Origin of the sequence: Natronorubrum halophilum (genome assembly GCF_003670115.1) — an archaeon.
In the GTDB taxonomy this organism is placed as follows: Archaea; Halobacteriota; Halobacteria; order Halobacteriales; family Natrialbaceae; genus Natronorubrum; species Natronorubrum halophilum.
Window position 1 is genome coordinate 731,741 of record NZ_QQTY01000002.1, and the last position, 18,974, is coordinate 750,714.

At 60.8% G+C, this 18,974-nt stretch carries 25 protein-coding genes, 1 tRNA gene and 2 pseudogenes; 15 read left to right on the plus strand and 13 right to left on the minus strand.

Annotated features, from left to right (window positions below):
* Window positions 1-15 precede the first annotated feature (15 nt).
* A complete protein-coding gene (locus DWB23_RS09640; RefSeq protein WP_121742596.1) occupies window positions 16-483 on the minus strand; it encodes a 30S ribosomal protein S15 in 468 nt (155 codons plus the stop codon).
* A gap of 567 nt (window positions 484-1,050) precedes the next feature.
* Here DWB23_RS09640 and DWB23_RS09645 point away from each other — a divergent pair.
* From DWB23_RS09645 to DWB23_RS09665, 4 genes and pseudogenes are all read left to right on the plus strand, one after another.
* Window positions 1,051-1,122 (plus strand) — tRNA-Ala (locus DWB23_RS09645).
* Between the two features lie 158 nt (window positions 1,123-1,280).
* Entirely contained in the window at window positions 1,281-1,523 is a 243-nt protein-coding gene (locus DWB23_RS09650) for a DUF7563 family protein (RefSeq protein WP_121742597.1), read from the plus strand.
* Window positions 1,524-2,083: 560 nt separating this feature from the next.
* Window positions 2,084-2,401 carry a hypothetical protein gene (locus DWB23_RS09660; RefSeq protein ID WP_121742599.1) on the plus strand — a complete coding sequence of 106 codons (318 nt, stop codon included), beginning with the start codon at window positions 2,084-2,086 and terminating at the stop codon, window positions 2,399-2,401.
* A gap of 2 nt (window positions 2,402-2,403) precedes the next feature.
* A pseudogene (locus DWB23_RS09665) lies at window positions 2,404-2,707 on the plus strand (DUF7845 domain-containing protein); the annotation flags it as partial.
* A gap of 56 nt (window positions 2,708-2,763) precedes the next feature.
* Here DWB23_RS09665 and DWB23_RS22975 read toward each other — a convergent pair.
* The gene (locus tag DWB23_RS22975) at window positions 2,764-3,123 is read right to left on the minus strand and encodes a YvcK family protein (RefSeq protein WP_162989781.1); all 360 of its coding nucleotides are present in this window, start codon (window positions 3,121-3,123) and stop codon (window positions 2,764-2,766) included.
* Window positions 3,124-3,561: 438 nt separating this feature from the next.
* Here DWB23_RS22975 and DWB23_RS24105 point away from each other — a divergent pair, with 438 nt between their 5' ends.
* From DWB23_RS24105 to DWB23_RS09680, 3 genes are read left to right on the plus strand one after another with little or no spacing between them, the layout of a single operon-like run.
* Window positions 3,562-3,732 (plus strand): DUF7692 domain-containing protein, encoded by a 171-nt coding sequence (locus tag DWB23_RS24105; protein WP_455429439.1) that lies wholly within the window; start codon window positions 3,562-3,564, stop codon window positions 3,730-3,732.
* A gap of 60 nt (window positions 3,733-3,792) precedes the next feature.
* Entirely contained in the window at window positions 3,793-3,945 is a 153-nt protein-coding gene (locus DWB23_RS22980) for a hypothetical protein (protein WP_162989782.1), read from the plus strand.
* Window positions 3,942-4,319 carry a type II toxin-antitoxin system VapC family toxin gene (locus tag DWB23_RS09680; protein WP_121742601.1) on the plus strand — a complete coding sequence of 126 codons (378 nt, stop codon included), beginning with the start codon at window positions 3,942-3,944 and terminating at the stop codon, window positions 4,317-4,319. The genes DWB23_RS22980 and DWB23_RS09680 overlap by 4 nt, the downstream gene beginning before the upstream one ends.
* A gap of 12 nt (window positions 4,320-4,331) precedes the next feature.
* Here DWB23_RS09680 and DWB23_RS09685 read toward each other — a convergent pair.
* A pseudogene (locus DWB23_RS09685) lies at window positions 4,332-4,663 on the minus strand (hypothetical protein).
* Between the two features lie 195 nt (window positions 4,664-4,858).
* Between DWB23_RS09685 and DWB23_RS09690 the strand changes: the two are divergent.
* Window positions 4,859-5,044 (plus strand): hypothetical protein, encoded by a 186-nt coding sequence (locus DWB23_RS09690; protein ID WP_121742602.1) that lies wholly within the window; start codon window positions 4,859-4,861, stop codon window positions 5,042-5,044.
* A 183-nt stretch (window positions 5,045-5,227) separates the two neighbouring features.
* On the opposite strand, the gene DWB23_RS09695 is transcribed toward DWB23_RS09690, so the two are convergent.
* Both DWB23_RS09695 and DWB23_RS09700 read right to left on the minus strand, forming a co-directional pair.
* Entirely contained in the window at window positions 5,228-5,650 is a 423-nt protein-coding gene (locus tag DWB23_RS09695) for a type IV pilin N-terminal domain-containing protein (RefSeq protein ID WP_394341745.1), read from the minus strand.
* Window positions 5,651-5,734: 84 nt separating this feature from the next.
* A complete protein-coding gene (locus DWB23_RS09700) occupies window positions 5,735-6,154 on the minus strand; it encodes a type IV pilin (protein WP_121742603.1) in 420 nt (139 codons plus the stop codon).
* A gap of 358 nt (window positions 6,155-6,512) precedes the next feature.
* Here DWB23_RS09700 and DWB23_RS09705 point away from each other — a divergent pair, with 358 nt between their 5' ends.
* The 3 genes from DWB23_RS09705 to DWB23_RS09715 all read left to right on the plus strand — a co-directional run bounded on the left by DWB23_RS09705 (window position 6,513) and on the right by DWB23_RS09715 (window position 7,803).
* Window positions 6,513-6,692: a hypothetical protein gene (locus DWB23_RS09705; protein WP_238717382.1), complete on the plus strand. Its 180-nt coding sequence runs from the start codon at window positions 6,513-6,515 to the stop codon at window positions 6,690-6,692.
* A 91-nt stretch (window positions 6,693-6,783) separates the two neighbouring features.
* Window positions 6,784-7,224 carry a response regulator gene (locus DWB23_RS09710; protein WP_121742604.1) on the plus strand — a complete coding sequence of 147 codons (441 nt, stop codon included), beginning with the start codon at window positions 6,784-6,786 and terminating at the stop codon, window positions 7,222-7,224.
* Window positions 7,225-7,269: 45 nt separating this feature from the next.
* Complete coding sequence (locus tag DWB23_RS09715) at window positions 7,270-7,803, plus strand: hypothetical protein (RefSeq protein WP_162989784.1); 534 nt, start codon at window positions 7,270-7,272, stop codon at window positions 7,801-7,803.
* A 180-nt stretch (window positions 7,804-7,983) separates the two neighbouring features.
* Here the strand turns inward: DWB23_RS09715 and DWB23_RS09720 are convergent, their stop codons facing one another.
* Window positions 7,984-8,370 (minus strand): hypothetical protein, encoded by a 387-nt coding sequence (locus tag DWB23_RS09720; RefSeq protein ID WP_121742606.1) that lies wholly within the window; start codon window positions 8,368-8,370, stop codon window positions 7,984-7,986.
* A gap of 843 nt (window positions 8,371-9,213) precedes the next feature.
* Here DWB23_RS09720 and DWB23_RS09730 point away from each other — a divergent pair.
* A complete protein-coding gene (locus DWB23_RS09730) occupies window positions 9,214-9,501 on the plus strand; it encodes a HalOD1 output domain-containing protein (RefSeq protein ID WP_121742608.1) in 288 nt (95 codons plus the stop codon).
* A gap of 159 nt (window positions 9,502-9,660) precedes the next feature.
* On the opposite strand, the gene DWB23_RS09735 is transcribed toward DWB23_RS09730, so the two are convergent.
* From DWB23_RS09735 to DWB23_RS09760, 6 genes are all read right to left on the minus strand, one after another.
* Window positions 9,661-9,807 (minus strand): DUF1328 domain-containing protein, encoded by a 147-nt coding sequence (locus DWB23_RS09735; RefSeq protein ID WP_121742609.1) that lies wholly within the window; start codon window positions 9,805-9,807, stop codon window positions 9,661-9,663.
* A 236-nt stretch (window positions 9,808-10,043) separates the two neighbouring features.
* Window positions 10,044-10,430 (minus strand): helix-turn-helix transcriptional regulator, encoded by a 387-nt coding sequence (locus DWB23_RS09740; RefSeq protein ID WP_121742610.1) that lies wholly within the window; start codon window positions 10,428-10,430, stop codon window positions 10,044-10,046.
* A gap of 202 nt (window positions 10,431-10,632) precedes the next feature.
* Complete coding sequence (locus DWB23_RS09745) at window positions 10,633-10,863, minus strand: SelT/SelW/SelH family protein (protein ID WP_121742611.1); 231 nt, start codon at window positions 10,861-10,863, stop codon at window positions 10,633-10,635.
* A 68-nt stretch (window positions 10,864-10,931) separates the two neighbouring features.
* Window positions 10,932-11,741, minus strand: coding sequence for a 5'/3'-nucleotidase SurE (gene surE, locus DWB23_RS09750; RefSeq protein WP_121742612.1), 810 nt, complete (start codon window positions 11,739-11,741; stop codon window positions 10,932-10,934).
* Window positions 11,742-11,788: 47 nt separating this feature from the next.
* Window positions 11,789-13,363: a small ribosomal subunit Rsm22 family protein gene (locus DWB23_RS09755; protein ID WP_121742613.1), complete on the minus strand. Its 1,575-nt coding sequence runs from the start codon at window positions 13,361-13,363 to the stop codon at window positions 11,789-11,791.
* Window positions 13,360-14,211: a prephenate dehydrogenase/arogenate dehydrogenase family protein gene (locus DWB23_RS09760; protein ID WP_121743069.1), complete on the minus strand. Its 852-nt coding sequence runs from the start codon at window positions 14,209-14,211 to the stop codon at window positions 13,360-13,362. Before DWB23_RS09760 ends, DWB23_RS09755 begins: the two co-directional genes overlap by 4 nt.
* Before the next feature lie 173 nt (window positions 14,212-14,384).
* Between DWB23_RS09760 and DWB23_RS09765 the strand changes: the two genes are divergently transcribed.
* Both DWB23_RS09765 and DWB23_RS09770 read left to right on the plus strand, forming a co-directional pair.
* Window positions 14,385-15,116: a GNAT family N-acetyltransferase gene (locus DWB23_RS09765; protein ID WP_121742614.1), complete on the plus strand. Its 732-nt coding sequence runs from the start codon at window positions 14,385-14,387 to the stop codon at window positions 15,114-15,116.
* A gap of 88 nt (window positions 15,117-15,204) precedes the next feature.
* Entirely contained in the window at window positions 15,205-16,248 is a 1,044-nt protein-coding gene (locus tag DWB23_RS09770; protein WP_121742615.1) for an NAD(P)/FAD-dependent oxidoreductase, read from the plus strand.
* Between the two features lie 189 nt (window positions 16,249-16,437).
* On the opposite strand, the gene DWB23_RS09775 is transcribed toward DWB23_RS09770, so the two are convergent.
* The gene (locus tag DWB23_RS09775) at window positions 16,438-17,625 is read right to left on the minus strand and encodes a M24 family metallopeptidase (protein WP_121742616.1); all 1,188 of its coding nucleotides are present in this window, start codon (window positions 17,623-17,625) and stop codon (window positions 16,438-16,440) included.
* Between the two features lie 129 nt (window positions 17,626-17,754).
* Here DWB23_RS09775 and DWB23_RS09780 point away from each other — a divergent pair, with 129 nt between their 5' ends.
* Complete coding sequence (locus DWB23_RS09780) at window positions 17,755-18,900, plus strand: LolA family protein (RefSeq protein ID WP_121742617.1); 1,146 nt, start codon at window positions 17,755-17,757, stop codon at window positions 18,898-18,900.
* Window positions 18,901-18,974 lie beyond the last annotated feature (74 nt).

Here is an 18,974-nt window from a genome sequence, read left to right on the forward strand (position 1 = left end):
CAGGGATGGGGGCGCTTACTCCTCGAGGAGTTCCAGCGCGACGTCGTAGGAGTACTGGAAGTCCGCCTCGAGTTCGTTGCCGCGGTAGTAGTTGGCCAGTCGGCGCACTTTCGACTCCGTGTTCTGCAGGGCGCGCTTGTTCTGGTAGTCCTGTGGGTTCTGCTGGATGTGCTCGCGCAGACGCACGGCACGGACCATCAGGTTCCGCAGGTCCTCGGGAAGGTCGTTGTCCGCGTCGTTTTCCTCGAGGATTTCGGTGAGCTTCTTGCCGGTCGCCAGCTTGACGTCCGGAATCGGCGTGCCCGTGACACCCTCGTCACGCAGCTTCATGCCGATCTGGCTCGGTTCGTAGCCTTGCTCTGCTAGTTCGACGACTCGGTCTTCGATCTTGTCCGAGTCGACGTCGCTCCACTCCGGCGGTTCGTCTGCCGCTGGCTTGTCCGAACCGGACGAGCCTCGGCGGCGGGTGTGCATTCGTGCCATTGGCTGAGGATAGGAATCGCACTGACCGCTCGAGTTACTCAACAGTCGGACCACCCGGCTGTCGTGCACTTCCGCAATCCCAAGCCATCCGAAACAGTGGATGGCACAGTCAGATTTGCGGCCGTGCGCTTCCCAGGGAACGGTTCCGGTCGGACGGACTAAAGGGTTTCTAGACCGGCCCGTGGTCCCGCCTGCGTGCGAGTCGGCCGAGCGATACGGTCTTGAGACGGCTGTGGTTCTACAGCAGCGTTCGAATTCTCGCGGATGCTCGACGGTCAGCCACACGGATTCACGTGATGCGCGTGCATCTTCTCTCGTGACGGGTGCTAGCAGCGGTTCGTCGCTCACGGCTATTTCAACGCCTGTCCTCGCGACGGGTCGGAGCCGCAGATCTGTGCGTGTCTCGTCTGAATCGTACTGTCTAGCTACTGGCTGTTGATTTGCGGGTTCGGAGCCGTTTTGAGGGGACCCTCGAGACGGACCCGACCATGTGAGTCACAAGCAGGGATGGCTCGAGAGTTTCGAGGGGTTTATCTATTCCCGAGGGAAATCAACGAATGCGAACGAGGGCTCGTAGATCAGCGGTAGATCACTCCCTTGGCATGGGAGAGGCCGCGGGTTCAAATCCCGCCGAGTCCACTCGAAATTAAACGTTTCCCGAGGGTTCCTACATTTCGAGTAGAAGCGCTGTTCTCCGTAGGATCGTCCGAATCGCTATTTGAGGTATCTCCATCTACAGGAGAGTTCAACGGGTTCCCTTGCGCGGGTCCCTACCGTCCTGTGGCTCGCAGAGGGAGGTGGTCGGCGTGACGATCGCCCCGTGGCCGTCTGCCAGCACCGAATCGACGTGCCGTCACTGCGGCGCGTACGTCACGGACCAGTTCTGCCGCGTCTACGGTGACAACGACGATCGGATCCACCGTTACGGCGAGTGCGACAGCTACCGACGGCTGACCCGCGGCTCCGCCACCGGTGTCGATTTCTCGATTCCCGACCCCGAGACGTCGCCCGGTCGTCACAGAGGTGAGGCCGATGTGTAACGATCTGTTCGTCCCGGCGAGTCGGCTGTACAACGTCGACAGTCGGACGCCCATAGCCCATCAAGTGAGTGACGCCGACGTTCGGCGCGCGCTCGAGCAGCGAGAGATTCGGGCCGATGGCGGTAACGTCTCGAGCGGTACTGTTCACTCTTCGGTCAACTCACTGGAAGCAGATTCGTCGTCAACATCTTCAATTAGACGAAACTCGGTTGACCCACAGTCGCAGGTCTCGCTTCCGATCGGCTGGATGTCGCCAGTAGGCAATTGGCGAGCCGCGTATGCAGAACCGCATTCGGCACACTCAGCTAATTCCCTCTCTATGTCATCCCTATCTGCCATACTTTGCCGTCTAAGAGGGCCTGCGTATCGAATTAATTTTTCTATTCAAAAAAGTGCCAGCCGATGTTCACTACAGCCGGATACTGAACTCGACGACGAGGGTTCGCGATGAATCGCCTCGTCGAGTCTGACGAGGAACGGTGCGGCGATCGTATCGACGGACTCCGCCGACTGTGTTCCGACTGCACGCGCGACGTTCGCGACGCGCGGGAGGGACCGCTATGTGTTCGCGGACGTCCGCCCTCGAGAGTTCGAAGGCCAGCGCTGACGCCGATCGTGACCTCAAGGCCGAACTCTCGAGTTCGGCAGCTGGCCAGACTGGAATTCCCGTCGATGCAATCTGCGTGGGCTGTGGGCGAACGCACGTCAAACGCGCCCGTCCCGAGGAGATGGACCAGGCCCCGCACGTCGATCCGACGACCCTCGAGGCGGCGGACTGCACGTCGTTCAAACACGTCTGCTACCCGTTCCAGGGGGCGACGTGGTGGAATCCGGTGGCTGTACTGACCGAATTGCTCGAGTCGGAGGACGGTGAGTAGTTGTGTCGCAAATCGAGACGACGCCTCACGAGATCGAGGGGAGCCGTTTGAGGGGTATCTCGAACTGAATATCGAGGTCGACGGCGAGCCCTGGCTCTTCGAGTTCGGTACAGCAAGTCCGGGTTCGCGCTGCGGCTGTCGGACGGGATAAACGCTGAATGGCTATACGAATGGAATATCGTAGGTCGCGGACGAGGTGAACGAAAGGCGTCGTTCAATATCTCGCCGCGGTTTCCGAATATGCGCCACTGGGAAACCGGCGGCCCGATACAGCTTCCCTGGGAGAATCAGGTGGGCGAGGTCGATGCATCTCAAGCGGTAAGTACAGATGCTTACTGACCGATTCAGAGACTGACTGAGGTTTAACACTCTGACCGATAGATGCCAAATTGCGGCTCATTAGTGTCGTCTGGCTGGATTGTGAACCGATATGCTCTGCAATCCGCATCTGTATTAGCAGCCCGAGCCCAGAATTCACCTTCCGTATCTTCAGGTCGTCGAGCGAGGTTGAAGTATATATCATATACACCGGGGGCTTCGGGGAGGTCTTCGACTTCCCGGACGGTAGGTGGCTCGCCGTCCGCTGGTGGAACCGCCGTAAATTCACCGTACACTTGTTCGCCGTCATCCTCGACGATTACCAACACCGATTGTTCGTCCGTCGTGTAATTATGGAACTCAACGGTACCTATCCTCGCCTCCTGTTGTTCAGACCACGCCACCTCAAAACACCCAGCTAAACCCATACTACAGATCATACTCCCGCTTTGGAGGAACCGACGACGAGAACTCAGGGACATAGGTAGATGTATTTTCACCTTGATAAATATCTTATCATAGACAGGAAACACCCTGTCCGGTCGCACTGTAAACTCCCTGTACTGAACGCGAGATCCATAGAACCCCGAGAAACCAGATTTCGATACGAATCCTTGGTTGCACGCCGATAGATCCGGTTTCCCAAATATGCACACGAGATCGGAAATGCCGTGTGCATATTGTGTGACGATCGCCGCGAGGAACCCCGGAACAACTCTGAAAGAGTGATAGAAACACCCCGATTATGGGCTATGGGCGGCGTTGAGTGAGTCGAAAAAACTAGGATTCGGGGGTTCGTGTGTACGAGTATGCGAATCCGAACCGACGACTATGCACACCGAATGGACGCAATTGAACGAGCAGCCCGCTTCTATGACTGTAACAAGACTCGAGCAGTGGTGAGTGCCTGCGACGACGTGCCTCATCTGGTTGCAGCTGCCGCCAGGTCCTCGAGCGACGACTTTCGAGGTCGAGCGTACGGTACTGGTCGACCGAGGGTCGACCGAGAGTAGACCGAAACTGCGATTCGAATCGCCAGTAGGCTTTTGCAATTAGACCGGCAATCGTTCTGTGTGAGCCTCACAACCGACGACTTCGCCGAATTCATGGCTGGTGACCCTGAGGATGACGAAGACGTTCCACTCGGTGACGCGCTTCGAGAGTTGGCTGTCGACGAGGAAGTTGATTCTGTTGAAGCGGTCCGAGATGTTCGCGAGCGCCTATGAAGCTCAAACGTTATGTTGCAGCTGTTACGAAGGATACAGACCGTTCTGACACTGCTGTTCGTGTTCTCAACGACTCCGGTGAGACCTATACCTCGGTGCTAAATCTCATGGAACTACGAACTGTACTCACAAAAAAGAAAAAGTTCGAACGCGAACGCGTTGAGCAAATCGAGCAGCGAGTTAGTTCCAGAACGACTGTAACGTTTCCCGATGCCTCGGACATGGTGAACGCAAACCAACTTCAAGACGAGACGTTGCTCTATCCGATGGATGCTATCGTGTTGGCTGCCTCGAACGCCGTCGATGCAACTCTTGTTTCGTTTGACGGCGAACTACGAGACCACGGTGCAGAACGTCCGCAAGATCTCGTCTAAGCGGACTGATCCTCAGAAGATATCCGTAATTGCGATTTTTGCTTGCTCGGTTCCGCGGTGATCGCCGCCCCCGTACCACCGGAACAGCGGGAGATCGCCCGCTCGAACCATCTTGTCCTTGACGACCGTGCAGCCGGAGCGCCCATGTGGCCGATAGCCGACGAAGCAACACCAGCCGTCCGCTCGCCGAAGCTTTTCGTGATAGGCTTTGTAGACCTTGAAGTTGCCCGGCTGGCCGTCGGCCTGCTCGAGCATCGTACTCTTAACTTGACGGGCGTTCCGTTTCCGAACCTGACGTCGTGCCAGCTGGCTCGCTCGAGTTTGAAGCATCGCTTCTTGTCCATCCGTTTCTCGCAGGCTGTTCCGAAGTGGTTCGTTCGCTTCGATCAACTCCGAGTCATGGCTGACGAATCGAGCCAGGAACGTACTTCTACGGGAGGCTAAGTGCCATACAAGCACCCGTTTCCCCGCCCTGACGAAAAGGTCAGGGAAACCAAGGTTCACCGACCGTTATACCAAGGCAGGTTGCCGCCAGTCGCATGGCGCTGAACAAACTCAGACAGTTAGGCCAGAACTCTGCCGGGATTACGCTGCCGAACGACGATCTCCGAATTGAGGGCCTGCTCGACGAGAACGGGAGCGTCGACGATGAATATCACTTCCACGTTCGTCATATCGGTGACAGTGAGTGGACGCTCGAACTCGTTGAAGGGATTGATACATGATGAGGCCATGATGACGGAAATTTCATATCCGAAATCCAATTATTGCCGAAGTGTAGGTGTTAGTCAAATCCCTGAACATTAATATCGATGCTAGATCTATATTATATGAGTGTAGGATCACACCATATATTGCTACATAAACTCTTGTAGAAACACCCAGAAAGAAGACCGAAAAAGAAAGGGTTAGGGTTCGTGTTCGGCGATGATATTCGATGTATCGTCGCTTTCCCATACGATGGTTACTTTATCAATTGCAGTCCCAGAGCTATGGGAGTACGAACTTCCAGTTATCGTAGTTGGTGTCCCATCGAATGTAACCTCCACCTCGTCAGCAGATCCAGTGGCAGTAGTGATATCTATCGTATCTCCAGCAGTGTATTCTCCGCTACCACTGCCGATGACACCACTTTCTGTGTTCCCATCTACAGTAACCCTAATTGTAAGATCACTCATACTAATGTCATCGCCACTGGTGTGTGATACAGCGAAGTCGGACCCACTACTTTCCCATTCGTACTGCGCACTAGGTGCACTTTCGTCAAGATTGCCCATAGCCAGTACGAACGCCGCAATCACGGCTGCGAGAATTACAGTGATTGTCACCATCAATATCACGCCAATAACTGGCGATACGGCTCACTGTTCTTCACTACCAATGAGTTTTCTGCGATACTTTTTAAAATCCATTGTTTAGTATGATTCCTCAGCGATAACACTTGAGGAGCCATCTCCTTCCCACACGATTTGGAAGTCACCAGAATCGGTGTCGTAGACGAATGTTTCGCCTGCAGTCCAAGTATCTCCGGATACACTCACATCGGAATTGGCATCTTCGCCTCCACCGTTGAACGCAAGATTGTCCGTTTCGATATCATCTCCGCTAGTCAGTGTAACTGTGACTCTGTCGTCTGTACCGAAAGTTTGTACTTCCCATTCGTATTGTGCATTGGGTGCACTTCCGTCAAGATCACCCATATCCAGCACGAATGCCGCGATCACAGCCGCGAGAATGACGGTAATCGCAACCATCAAAATCACGCCAATAACTGGTGATACTGCCCGTTCGTCTTCGCTTCCGATCAGCTTGTTTCGGTATTTGCTTAGATCCATAGTTGGATTTCTGTTTACCACGCACCCTTCGACGGTGAGAACGCTTCTTTGGGGAGTGTGGTAGCGCCCCGGTGACGCTCGAGGGGGATTGGAAACCGCACCACCTCGGCGTCGCCTTCTCGTCGTCGTCGGGTTAATCTCACCGAGAGAATTCGGGGTATATATAATTAGTTGATAGTGAGAAGGTTCTTGACAAATAGAATAAACGACACGGTTTCAATGCTGATAATTAGGTGGGTACAGAAGAGCTACAGTAGTGTCTTGAAGCCACGCAGTCATGCGATATCAAATGTGAGACCGTAGACGGTACCATTTTTCCATCTCGATGTAAACTTCGCCTCTGGAGTGGGACGCCCCGTTGATCGCCGAGCGCGACCTCGCGCGCACCTACGACGGCGGTGCGTACAGCGACCCGTGGACCGCCGTTCTCGACTACCAGGCGGTGCTTCGCTACGCGAGCCAGCATCCGAACAAGGGTTCGCACGCGATCGCGACCACACTCGAGATCCGCGGCCTCGAGGTAAACCCTGTTACGTGAGTCGTTCCACAACCGATGACGATCGATTGAATTTCTGCCTCTAAGTCATCTCTCCGAATCCCTTATACCCGTCAATCCGAATCATCACCCTATGGGAAGCGGATCATCGGAGGCGGTAATACTGTTAGTAGAAGACAACCCCGGTGATGTTCGCCTTATCGAAGAAGCCTTCACAGACGGCAACATCGAAAACACGCTCAACACCGTCACTGACGGCCAAGCGGCGCTCGATTTCATCTATCGACGCGGAACGTACGAGGACGCTCCTCGACCGGATATCGTACTGCTCGACCTGAAACTGCCGAAAGTGAACGGCGAAGACGTCCTACACGAAATCAAACACCACCCCGAACTGGATCACGTTCCAGTGATCGTCCTCACCGGGATGGACGAAGACCTGATCGAATCCCGCGACCTCGATCACGATGCGGACGAAGATGCAATCCTCGAGAAGCCGATTGATCCCGGCGAGTTCGTTTCGATAATTCGGTCGTTCGAGCAGTTCCGGTTGGCAGTTATGCGAGAGGACTGATGGGGAGCGCGTCGATGGTGTCTGTTACTGTGCGAACCGATACGTGTGCTCTCCGTACCTATCGCCGAGAGCACCGAGCCTCTCAATTCAGGGGCGAGCCACCGTGTCCAGTCACCCACAGAATCACTGGATAGGGACCTAACAGCTATCGTATTCCCGGTCATAGACGTACTGATGGACGACGTAGTCGGCATTACGCTGGTCTGCAACGAAGAGTACGGAGCGCAGTTCGAAGACGGATTATTCGAAAACACGGTGGGAATTACTATCGAGGGAATCGTAGACCCATCCACAGTTCGGGACGGTTGGGACCCGTCAGGGACAGGTTGTGTAATCAGCGTCGATACTCGGCACGAACCACCGATAGAGCCGATCTACGAGTATCTCCGCGAAAATTGGCAGGAACAGCCCGTTATCGTCGCATCGGACGAAGGTGAGGACGTTGAGTTGATCAGTAAACTCGTCAACGACGAGAAGGGGGACTACGTTTTTCTACCGGAGGGAGACATTCCGTTCGGATTGCTCTCAGCCCGGTGCAAACGGCTTACCACGGACGAGGAACGCAACAGCACGGAATGAGAAGACATCGCCGATCGGGATGGTCGCTTGCTCGACTCCGCGGTGATCAACCGGCGAAAACCCGTGGACCGCGGTACTCGATTATCAGGCGGTCATGCGGTGCGCGAGCGAGCAAGTCGAACGCGGGTTCGCACGCGACCGCGACAGCCCTCGAACTCCGCTTTGCGCGTCCACAGCTACTCACTCTCGAGCCCGCTCTGCCCGCGCTCGAGCGTCCGTAATCTTCCCATCTAACTTCTTCAGCACAGTGTATTTGAACTCGTCGGGCATCTGGCCGTAGGTCACGTCGACGGTAAGCATCGCGTCGCAGTCGTCGACGATTTCGGGAGCCCACTTGCCGCGGGCGAGCTTCGACTCCTCCGTCACGACCAGGTCGCCGTCCTCGAGATCGAGAAACGCGGTCACGATGGTCCAGATCTGGGGATCGCTCGTGGTCGCCTCGTCGAACAGGGTTTCGAGCCGCGAGTCCTTGATCGGGTTCTCCGCCACTTCGTCGCGCAGGTCCTCGAGCGCGTCGGCCAGGGCCTCGTACTCGGCGGCAGTGCCGTCCGACTCGTCGAGAATCATCGACGCCACCCCGCGTCGTCGGTGTTGGTACGCATCTGTACGAAGAGGTTGTGACTGGATCCCTAAGACTCCCGTCCTTCGGTCGGCACGGACGACTGCGGTGCCGGTCCGCCACCGGTCGGCGCTCTCGAGCGGGAACCGCCGCTCGAGTCACGACCGGAGCGAGTTCACTCCACTCCGGTGTCGACGGCTGGATCCTCGTCGGAATCGGATACGACTTCGAACGAACTCCCGCCACACGAGCACCCGCGTAACGCCGTCTTTGTGTGCCATCCCCACTGGCCGGAGAACACGAACTGCAGGAGAGAAGCGTTCTACTTCGAAACCGCGTGCCGGATGAGAAATCTCGATTCGAGTCCGGTGTGAGCAGAACGGTCGGGACGCATTCCACGCAGATCGATGACCGATCCGTCGGCCTCCGTGACAGTCACTGCGCTCTCGAGGAGATGGGGGCCCAGATAAAACAACGACCGTCCGAATCGGTCAGGAGCGACGTACACGAACGGACGGTATCGTTCTATCAAACGTAGTGACAACCTATTTAATATTGGTCCTGTCCACGGGATTCGTGTGACGCTGATCGATCAGTTTCGGGGAGTGTGTTCGGGGTGTGCGCTGGTAGTCGAGAGTCATCGGCCGTTGATCCGAGCGCCGGCAGTCACGACCGGCGACGGGATAGTGGCCTCGAACTCAGTCGGTCACGCTCGAGGATCGTGGGTCCGGTCGGCAGCGCACCCGGATCGAACGAAACGACGGGCGTACGCGGGCGTCGAAGCCGCGAGACGCTAAGTCACAGCAAGGAATTCGCTCATGGATATCCATCACTCGAGGCCGAATCGACGGATGTCGGCGCAGCAGTATCAGGACGGGATTATCCTCGACGTCGTTGAGGCACTGGCCGAGGCCGATCGACTCGATCTCGAGGAAGTCGAGTACACCCTCTACGAGTACATCAATCCGGAGGTCCTGACGCAACTGGCCGACGACCGGGGGAGCACGTGGGAGTTTACGTTCGAGGTCGCCGACCACGAGGTAACGATCACGAGCGACGGCCGACTGTTCGTCGACGGCATCCTCTGTCGGACCGACCTGACACTGAACCGATTCTCGTCGGGTTGCGCGTACAGCTGACGCTGGGCGTGGGTACGGCGATCCGTCCAGCGACTACGTCGAGTGTACCGTTCTACGAGCTCGACGACGAGCGACGGCAGTAGCGGGCGGCGGTCGATTCGGAGTTCCGACCGCTGCGGTGTGTTCGGTCCCGTTACCGGTCGCGCTACCGGCAGTCGCTTACAGCAGGAACGAGACGACCGCGAGGACCAGGAAGAGTATCACGAGCCACTTCGCGATGGTCATGGTGATGCCGGCGACGCCAGTCGCGCCGAGTGCGCCGGCGATGATTGCGATCACGAAGAACAGCAGTGCGAGTTCTAACATACATGTTGTGACGACAGTCCGAGTGAAGTGAATTCGGCCTGAATACGCCACGTAGCGGTCGTGTATTCGCTGTGAAAGGATCTGTTCGCCGGACTACTTCGCGACGGCTGCGGCCGTAGACGACGTCGAAGCGAACGCTCGAACCGTCGGTTAGGGGTCCGGTTTCGAACGGCGGCCGAAAAGCGGACAGGTCACGTGCTCACACGCAGCACACTGTACTCGACGAGCCGAACTCGTTACTCGTTGAGGTGGGAGCGGTACCCCTTCGGCTCGAAGCCGCGCCGGCAGACGACTCGTTTTCGACCGACCGTGATCGCACTGACCTGCCCGTCGTCTTCCATCCCGCTGATGACGTCCGCGAGATGCTCGTCCGACCAGCCGGTTTCCTGGCGGACGGTCGCTCGATCGACGCGGCCGCCGCGTTTGACCAGTAATCTGAGAATCTTGTCTTCGTCCGGCAGTTCCTGTTCGTTGACTCCGTACTCGATCTCCTCGGCGTAACTCAGTGTTTCCTCGTCGACGCCGTCCGATTCCTCACTCGAGGACTCGTCGCCCGATCCTTCGTTCGTCGAGCCGTTCGACCAGAGAGACGAAAGACGGGCCCAGAGTGCGTTAAATACCATTGTTGATCACCGTATGCGGAACCGATCGTTTGTTGAACGCGCATCTACCGTGAGTGTATATTTCATTTGTTATGTATTCCTGTCGCTGTTAGGTACGGTATGACTATCATAATGCTTCCGTTGGCGAATAGCGACGGCCTTGCGACCCGCAAGTCAGTTATCAGTTCGCCGACCCGACTCGGTCGTCGCTCGAGGCCGGAACTCATACTCGATCACGAACCCGTCGGACGATTTCGTCGACGTCGTACGATTCCTCGCTCTTCTCGAAGACCACCTCGTCATCGACGCGAACCGCGAAGACACCGTTTGCACCCGTAACGAGCGTCACCGCCTCGAGTTGTTCGCCGAACGTCGACAAAAGCGCGTGCTGGAGGTCCTCGGCGCGCTCGAGGAATCCACACGGCACGCAGTATTCGATTTCGACCCTCGCCATGGCTGACGGTTCATCACCCCGATACAAATCAGTTCGGTAGCAGGTGCATTCTCGCTGACGTATCGGCCCTAGCACCGGTCCAGTGATTCGGCGGGGCCCGGATAGCCTTTCGCGAGCGCCGTCAGCGCCTCGGCGTGGGTCGTCGTGTGGGGAGCAGTGAGCGGAGAGACGCTGATGCGGCCCTCGACGACGGCTCGGCGGTCGGTTCCCTCGGGATCGGGGAGGGTTTCGGGATCCATCCGCTCCCAGACGCGGTCCGTAAGGTGAATGCGAGCGCCGTCGCGTTCGGCGTCCATGGCGTAGCGTTTCGACGGGTCGGTGATCTCGATCGGCGCGGGCTCGCCATCGGGAAGGGGGACGTTGACGTTGAGGTACGCGGCGTGTTCGAAGACGCCGGCCTCGAGGGCGCGCTCGACCAGGTAGGACGTTACGCGGGTCGCTTCGGCATAGTCCTCGATGGCGAGGTTGATCTCGCTCAGCGGCGTCCCGTCGACGGGGATGTACATCGACGTTGCGATCGCGGGAACGTCGAAGAAGGCGGCCTCGACGGCGGCGCTGACCGTCCCGGACCGGCCGAGAACGTACTCGCCGAGGTTCGCTCCCTTGTTACAGCCCGCGACGACGACGTCCGGCTCCGGGCCGAGTTCGGCCAGTCCGGCGACGACGCAGTCGGAGGGGGTGCCGAAGACGGCGTAGCCCAGTTCGCGCTCTTCGACGTCGACCTCGTGCGACATCGATCGGCCGCAGGCGCTCCGGTCGGTTGCGGGGGCGACGACGGTCACGTTGGCGCGTTCGGCGAGGGCGTCGTGTAGTGCCCGAATACCGGTGCTATCGATCCCGTCGTCGTTGGTCAGCAGGATCTCGAGGGGATCGCTCATATCAATCGGGTCGGAAGCCGGTGCGAAAAGCCCACCGCTTCGGCGAGTTACCCGATCCGGTCGACGACCGTCTGCTCGTCGACGACCAGGTTGTAGGCCCCCTCGTCGTCGTTCCAGAGCGCGAGGATCTGCTCGAACGAGCAGACCTCGCCGTACTCGGCCTCGAGCAGCGGGCGGTTGAGCGAAGTCTCGCTCGTGAGGACGGCGTAGTGGTCGATGGTCTCGCTCCCGTCGCTGATCTTGAACAGGGGGTTCGAACCGCTCGAGCGGCCGCCGTCGGAGCCGCCATCGCTCAGCGAGCGGCTGAGTTTGGCCGCGACGAGATCGATCCGGTTGGTGACGTGTCCCTCCATGTCGGCCATCCTCGCCCAGTCGGCGGTCTCGAGCGAGAGGTCAATTCGCCGCGTTCCGTCGAGTCGCAACAGGGAGTAGGAGAACTGCACGTCGACGTTGACGAACTCGTTGGGGTCGTGTTCGTCGTCGTCGGCCGGCGTCGCGTCCTCGAGTTTTCGCTGGAAGGAGGGAACGTCGATATCGGGCCTGACGTCGAACGACCAGCCCCGATCCGATGGACGGGCGTCCGGCCAGAGTCGGACGGCGGGGCCGTATATCGTTACCCGCCCGAGTCTGTCGTCGGCGTCTCCTGCGGTCTCGGTACCGTCGTCGGCCCCCTTCCCGCCCAGCTCCGCCGGCGTCCACACCCGCTCGTCCTCGAGTTCGCGTTCGACCTCGCGAAGCTGGATGCTGGTGTTCTTGTCCGCGGGGGCCATCGCGAGCAGCGTCCCGTCCGGCGCGAGCATCTCGAGCGCCGAGCGGAGGACGGCCGTCGGGTCCTCGAGTTCGCTCACGACGTTCGCGGCGATGATGAGGTCGAAGCCGTCGTCGGGTGCGGTCGGCTCGAACCCGTCTCCGCCGGTACCCGCGTCGGCGACGACTCCCGGGTCGAACGCCTCCGCGGTCGTCCGGTGGATCGTCGGGTGGACGTTCCGGCCCGTCTCCGCGAGCAGTTCCTCGAGAACGTCCGCGGCCGCGCTGGGTTCGACCGCGTGGTAGTCGAGCAGGGAGTCCTGTGGCAGGAAGTCGGAAAGGCCCAGCGCGGGGCCGCCGACGCCGGCTCCGATATCGAGTACGCGCAGGTTTCGACCGAGGAGGCCGCGCTGGGCGAGATCGTTCAGGGCGTACTGGACGGCGGCGTAGTAGCCCGGCAGGTGATAGATCGCGTAGCCCGCGGCGACGTCCTCGTCGTAGTCGACCGGTCGCCGGTCAAGGTACTCGGCCTTGAATCGCCGGATGGTCGACCGCAGGAGGTCGCCGGTCGCGTCTTTGTGCCAGTCGACGCCGTAGCGTTCGACCAGCAGGTCCTCGAGTCGCCTTTCGTAGGCGGTCGGGAACTGCCGGACGGAGCCCTGCATTGGCGGAACCGGCTCGTCGTCGACGGGGACGAATGTGCCGTCGTCGCGCTCGAGCAAGCCGAGATCCGGGGCCGCCTCGCGGAGGTGCTGGCGAACGACGGCCGGGTGGGGGGTCTCCTCGATGTAGTCACAGACTTCTTCGGGGTCGATCGGTCTGACGTTGCGCAGGTACTTGGCGTTCGAGCGGACGGCCTCTCGGTGATCACTCATTCAGTGGGGTCTCCCTCGGTTGGTTCTTCGGTCGCGTCGTCGTCGATACGTTCGTCGGTATCGGTCGGCTCGGTACGACTCGCACGCTCGTCGGTACCGTTCCCGTCCGGCTGCCACTGACGGGCCGCGTCTCTGTACAGCGACTCGAATTCGTCGGCGTCGGCGTCGGCGATCGCCGCGGCGGCGTCGGCGACCGCGTCGGCTCCCCCGAACGTCCGCTGGATATCGGCGTAGACGCGCGGCGTTCCCTCGGTCATTTTCTCGGCCAGCGCCCCGAGTCCCTTGTAGATCGGCGTCTCGAATCCCTCCGGCACCGACTCCGCGGCGAGGGCGAACGAGAGGACGGCGGCGTGGGTCGCCGCCTGAACCGTCTCCATCGACTCGTCGTGTTCCGCCGCCGTCGTCTCGAGACAGTCGTTGCCCCGGGCCGCGAACTGCTCGAGCAACGCGTCGATCGTCGGCCCCGCCTCGTCGCGGACGACGGCGATCGAGCCGGGCGCTCGTTCGGGCGCGAAGAGCGGGTGGAGGCTCGCTCGCTCGAGGCCCGGTGCGTGTTCCGCCATCGCCTCGAGCGGGGGTTCCATCACGCCCGAGACGTCGACGATCGCTCGTTCGGCCCGGTCGGCGTGGTCGGCGATCGCGTCGACCACGTAGGGCATCGGTACGGCGAGACAGACGACGTCGTAGCTGTCTTCGCCTTCGAGGGCGGCGGTTCCGGCGTCGCCCCCGACTGCGCCGGCTGCCGTGGTTGCGGCGTCGGCATCCACGTCGGCGAACGCGACCGTGGCGTCCGTGGCTCGGCCGAACCACGTCCCCATCGATCCCGCGCCGACGATCAGTACGTCCATCGACGTCATCTACCCCCCGGCGTTGCAAAAGGCGTTCGATCGCCCCGACTCGAGCGATCGTTCGCCCGCTCGAGGTGCCGTCGCGACGGTTGCGTGATCGATTTCATCGCCCCGTTTCGTGTCACTTGGTAGCAATAGACAAGCTCTAAATCCTCATTTTCCGTACGTGCGGTATGGGAGCGACTGAACGACCGACGTTTGCAACCGACGCCAGCAGGCGTCTCTACGAGTACGTCGAGCGCAACGGGACCGTCGAACGGCACAAGTTACTGGACGTCGTCTCGCTCTCGTCCGAGGAGTTTCAGTCCCACCTCGAGCGGTTGAAAGCGGACGGCTATCTGACAGAGGAGGACGGAACGCTGCGGATCGAACTCGAGTTCGGTGCGGTGACGGCGTACGATATCGACGACCTCCGATTCGTCGTTCGCCCCGGCCGCCAATCCGATTTTGACGGCCTTATCGAGACGATACGGGACGTCACGTCGGCCGAGACGTACGTCGTCGCGGAGACCATCGCCGAGGAACTGCTCTACGAACACGCCGTCACCAGACACAACACCGTGAAATCGCGGATGTTCTTCGTCGCGACGGTCGACGGCGACGTCGTCGGCTGGACCCACCTCGATCTCCCGCAGACAGAGCGGCTGCAGGGGACTGCACAGCAGACCGTCGGCGTCCGGGAGGCGTACCAAGGGAACGGAGTCGGGAACAAGCTCCTCCAGCGCGGCGTTGAGTGGGCCGAAGCCAACGGCTACCGGAAGGTGTACAACAGCGTTCCGATCACCAACGACCGGGCGCTCGAGTTCCTGACGGTTCACGGCTGGGACACCGAGGCGATCCACAAAAACCACTACGCGATCGACGGCGAGTACGTCGACGAAGTGGTGATGGCGCGCGAGCTGTAGCCGTCGCGGTCGGCGGGAACCGGGTCGGACGCCGTCGGCCCGCACGGTCGGTGCCGGGATACTTGGGCGGCCGGCCCGTGTATCGACTATGGTACGAATCGGTATCGTCGGCGCCGGCGTGGCCGCCGCAGCCGCGGCGCATGCGCTCGAAACCGCGCTCGAGAACCCGTCGGTGACGGTCCTCGAGAAATCCCGCGGGCTGGGTGGGCGGGCGGCCACGCGACGCCGCGGCGACGCGCGCTACGATTACGGGGCGAATTACGTCAGGTCCGATGACCAGCGGGTGGTCGACCTCCTGACGGAGACGCTCGAGACCGAGGGGCTCGTCGACATCGTCGAACCGGTTTGGACGTTCGATAACGCGGGTGAGGTTTCGGAGGGCCGGGACGCCGACGACCACAAGTGGACCTACGAGTCAGGGCTGACCCAACTCGCGAAGCGACTCTTCGCCCGGACCGACGCGACGATTCGCCGCGAAACGCGCGTGGAGACGCTGCTCCGGGATTCCGAGGCCGGGACGTGGCGACTCGAGGACGCCGCCGGCGATCGGTGGGGTCCCTTCGATGCGGTGTTGCTAACCCCGCCGGCTCCACAGACCGCCGAACTGTTGCGATCGGCAGAGTGGGACAGCGACGTTCGACGATCGCTCGTCGCAGCCGTCGGGACCGTCCCCTATCGAACGATCTGGACGGGGGTCTTTCATTACCCGTTCGAACTCGAGGTGCCCTACTACGCGCTGGTCAACACTGACAAGGCCCACGAGATCGGCTGGATCTCCCGCGAGGAGTGTAAACGCGGCCACGTCCCCAGCGGCGAGTCGCTCCTGATCGTCCAGGCCAACCACGAGTGGTCCGTCGATCGCTTCGACGAGGATCCCGCGGACACTCTCGAGGAACTCGCCGAACTGACCGCGGACGTGATCGGTGACGACCGGCTGCTCGAGCCCGACTGGACGGACCACCAGGGCTGGCGGTACGCGCTACCGGAGGCGGGTGTCGACCGAGAACCGCTCGAGCGAGCCGAAGCCGAAGGCCTGTACTGTCTCGGCGACTGGGTCGCCGGCGAGGGTCGGTTACACGTCGCGTTACGGCGCGGTCTCGAGGTCGGTGAACGCGTTTCGACCGAAAAATAAGTTCGATGTCCAGTGCGGTACACTTCGAGATGTTCGCTGCTCACACTGGCAGCAGGGATTTCCACGTCCTCCCCAACCGATTCGCTCGTTCCCGGTAGTCACTCGCTCATCCCTCGCGGTTCGAATCGCGGTTCGCTGGCGCTGAACCGCGATTCAGCGCGCCACTCGAAACCGAACCGTAACCGATTGTTACTCGCTCTTGGGCTCGAGTCCGACCCGGTACTCCGTCAGGTTCTCGTAGCCGTCCTCGGTGACGACGACCAGATCCTCGATCCGAACGCCGCCGACCGCGGGGTCGTAGATGCCGGGTTCGATCGAGATCACGTGGCCGGCCTCGAGTTCGCCGCCGGACGGCGAAACGCTTGGCTCTTCGTGGATGTCCAGGCCGACGCCGTGGCCGGTGCTGTGGATGAACCCCGTCTCGGTGCTCGGGTCGCTCCGCAGGGTGGCGTAGCCGGCGTCCTCGATCACGTCGCAGGCCACCCCGTGGACGTCCGCGCCGGTGACCCCCGCTTCGACGGCCTCGAGGGCGGCCTCGTAGGCGTTCTTCGTCACGTCGTACCGTCGCCGAGCTTCCTCGCCGGGGTCGCCGCGAGCGAAGGTGCGCGTCATGTCCGCGAAGTAGCCCGTCTCCTTGTTCCGCGGGAAGATATCGATCACGATCAGTTCGTCGGCCTCGAGCGGGCCGCTCCCTCGGTCGTGGGGGTCGGCACCGTCGGCTCCGCAGGCGACGATCGTGTCGTCGAGTCCGCAGCCGTGGCGGAGAAGCGTGATCTCGATCTCCGTCTTGACGCGCTCGCTGGTGAGCGGCTCGCCGTCCCGGAGGAGCGTTCCGTCTTCGACGGCCGCGGTCGCGATCAGTTCCTCGGCGGTCGCCATCGCCGCCTCGTTGGCCCGTTGGCTCGCCCGAATCTGCTCGAGTTCCCAGTCGGTTTTCGTCGCGCGGATCCTCTCGATGATCCCCTCGGGTTCGACCGTTACCGAGACGTCCTGCTCTCGGAGTCCGTCCGCGGTTCCGGTCGGGAAGCTGCGCGGGACGGCGATCGAATCGACGCCGTGGTCGTCCAGAAACGCCGCGAGCATCCGGTACCTCGCCTCGGAGGAGCCGTACTCCGCGACGAGTTCCTGGTAGTCGTAGGCGGAGTAGCGCGTCACCGAATCGGCGCTCGAGTCCGTGCTCGCACGCCCGTACTCGAGCCCCGAGACGAGCAGATGGATCCCGTCCCGGGTAACGAGCGTCTGATAGGGATCCGGCGCGGTAAAGCCGGAGACGTACCGCTGATCCGAATCCGACGCGTCGTCGTCGATCAGGTAGCCGTCCAGTTCGTTCGCCTCGAGGGACTCGTACAACGGAGTGAGATCGACGTCGACGCTCATACGGTGGTGTGTGGGGACCGACCACATAATTCCGACGAGTTCACTCCGTCGAGGACCACGCTCGTGAGGTCGCTGGCAGAATCCGTTCGGATCCACAAGATTATCAATAAAAGAGGTACTCGAATGCGTATGAACCGTCGACGGGTTCTGGTGACGGGGGTCGCAGTCACGCTAGCCGGTTGTGTCAGTTATCCTGACGGCGAAACGGACGGACCGACCGGCGACGAACTCGTCGCGGACGCGATCGACACGCGCCGCCGGATGAGCGATCTTACGGCCCGTCGAATCGTGACGGTCAAAACGCCGGCGGACACGATCAAGCGCACGGAACGCGTCGTTCGCGAACCGCCGGCCAAACAGCGCATCGAGGTGCTCGAGTCGACCGACGAGAGCGTGCCGGTCGGCTCGATCAGCGTCACGAACCGGGAACGGACGTGGGAGTACAACCCGGCAACTGAGGTCGTCGACCTGCAGAACCACCCGAACAAGGTCGACACTGACCGGACGCTGAACGTCCTCGAATCCCTCCTCGAAGACTACCGACTCGGGTACGAGGGGACGGCGACCGTCGATGGACGCGACGTCCACGTCGTCGAGACGGAGCCGCCGATCGACGAGAGCCGGATGGGGATCGATCTCGTCGTCGGGGACACGACGTACGTTATTCCGCTGGACTCGAGCGACGACCTCGAGGAACTCGACGTCTCTCGAACGGTCTGGATCGACGACGAGCATCGGTATCCCGTCAGGGAGGAGAACGCGGTCAGCGACGACGGCGAGACGCTCCATCGTGTCACGGTCACGTACGAGGACCTCGAGATTGATACGGGGGTCGACTCGGAGACGTTCACCTACGTGCCGCCGGCGGATACGACCGTCGTTACCGACGGACCGAAACCCGACGGCGTCTTCGAAACGATTGGCGACGCGACGGCGGTCGCACCGTACGAGCTACCGGAGCCGGATACCCCGGAGCCGTACGTACTCGATCGGGTCACCGTCGTCGATCAGGGCGACCGGTTCGGGACGACGACGACGTTGTGGTACGACGACCCCAACGTTGTCGCACGCGAACTCTACGTGACCGTTCGAGAGGTCCAGCGATTCAGTCCGGACGTCCTCGAGAAGATCGAAATCGACGACCGGCCGGCGTACTACCGCGACGGCCGAATCCAGAGCGTCTTCTGGGCCTGCGACGAGTTGAACTACGAGGTTTCGAGTCTGACCGAGGGAGAGCCCCTGCGCGAGATCGCGGCGTCGATCGGCTGTTCGTGAGGCGTCCTGCTCGATAGCCGCCGTCTCACGCCACGGGGAGAATTTCCGTACTACTACAAGTCGGCTAACCCACA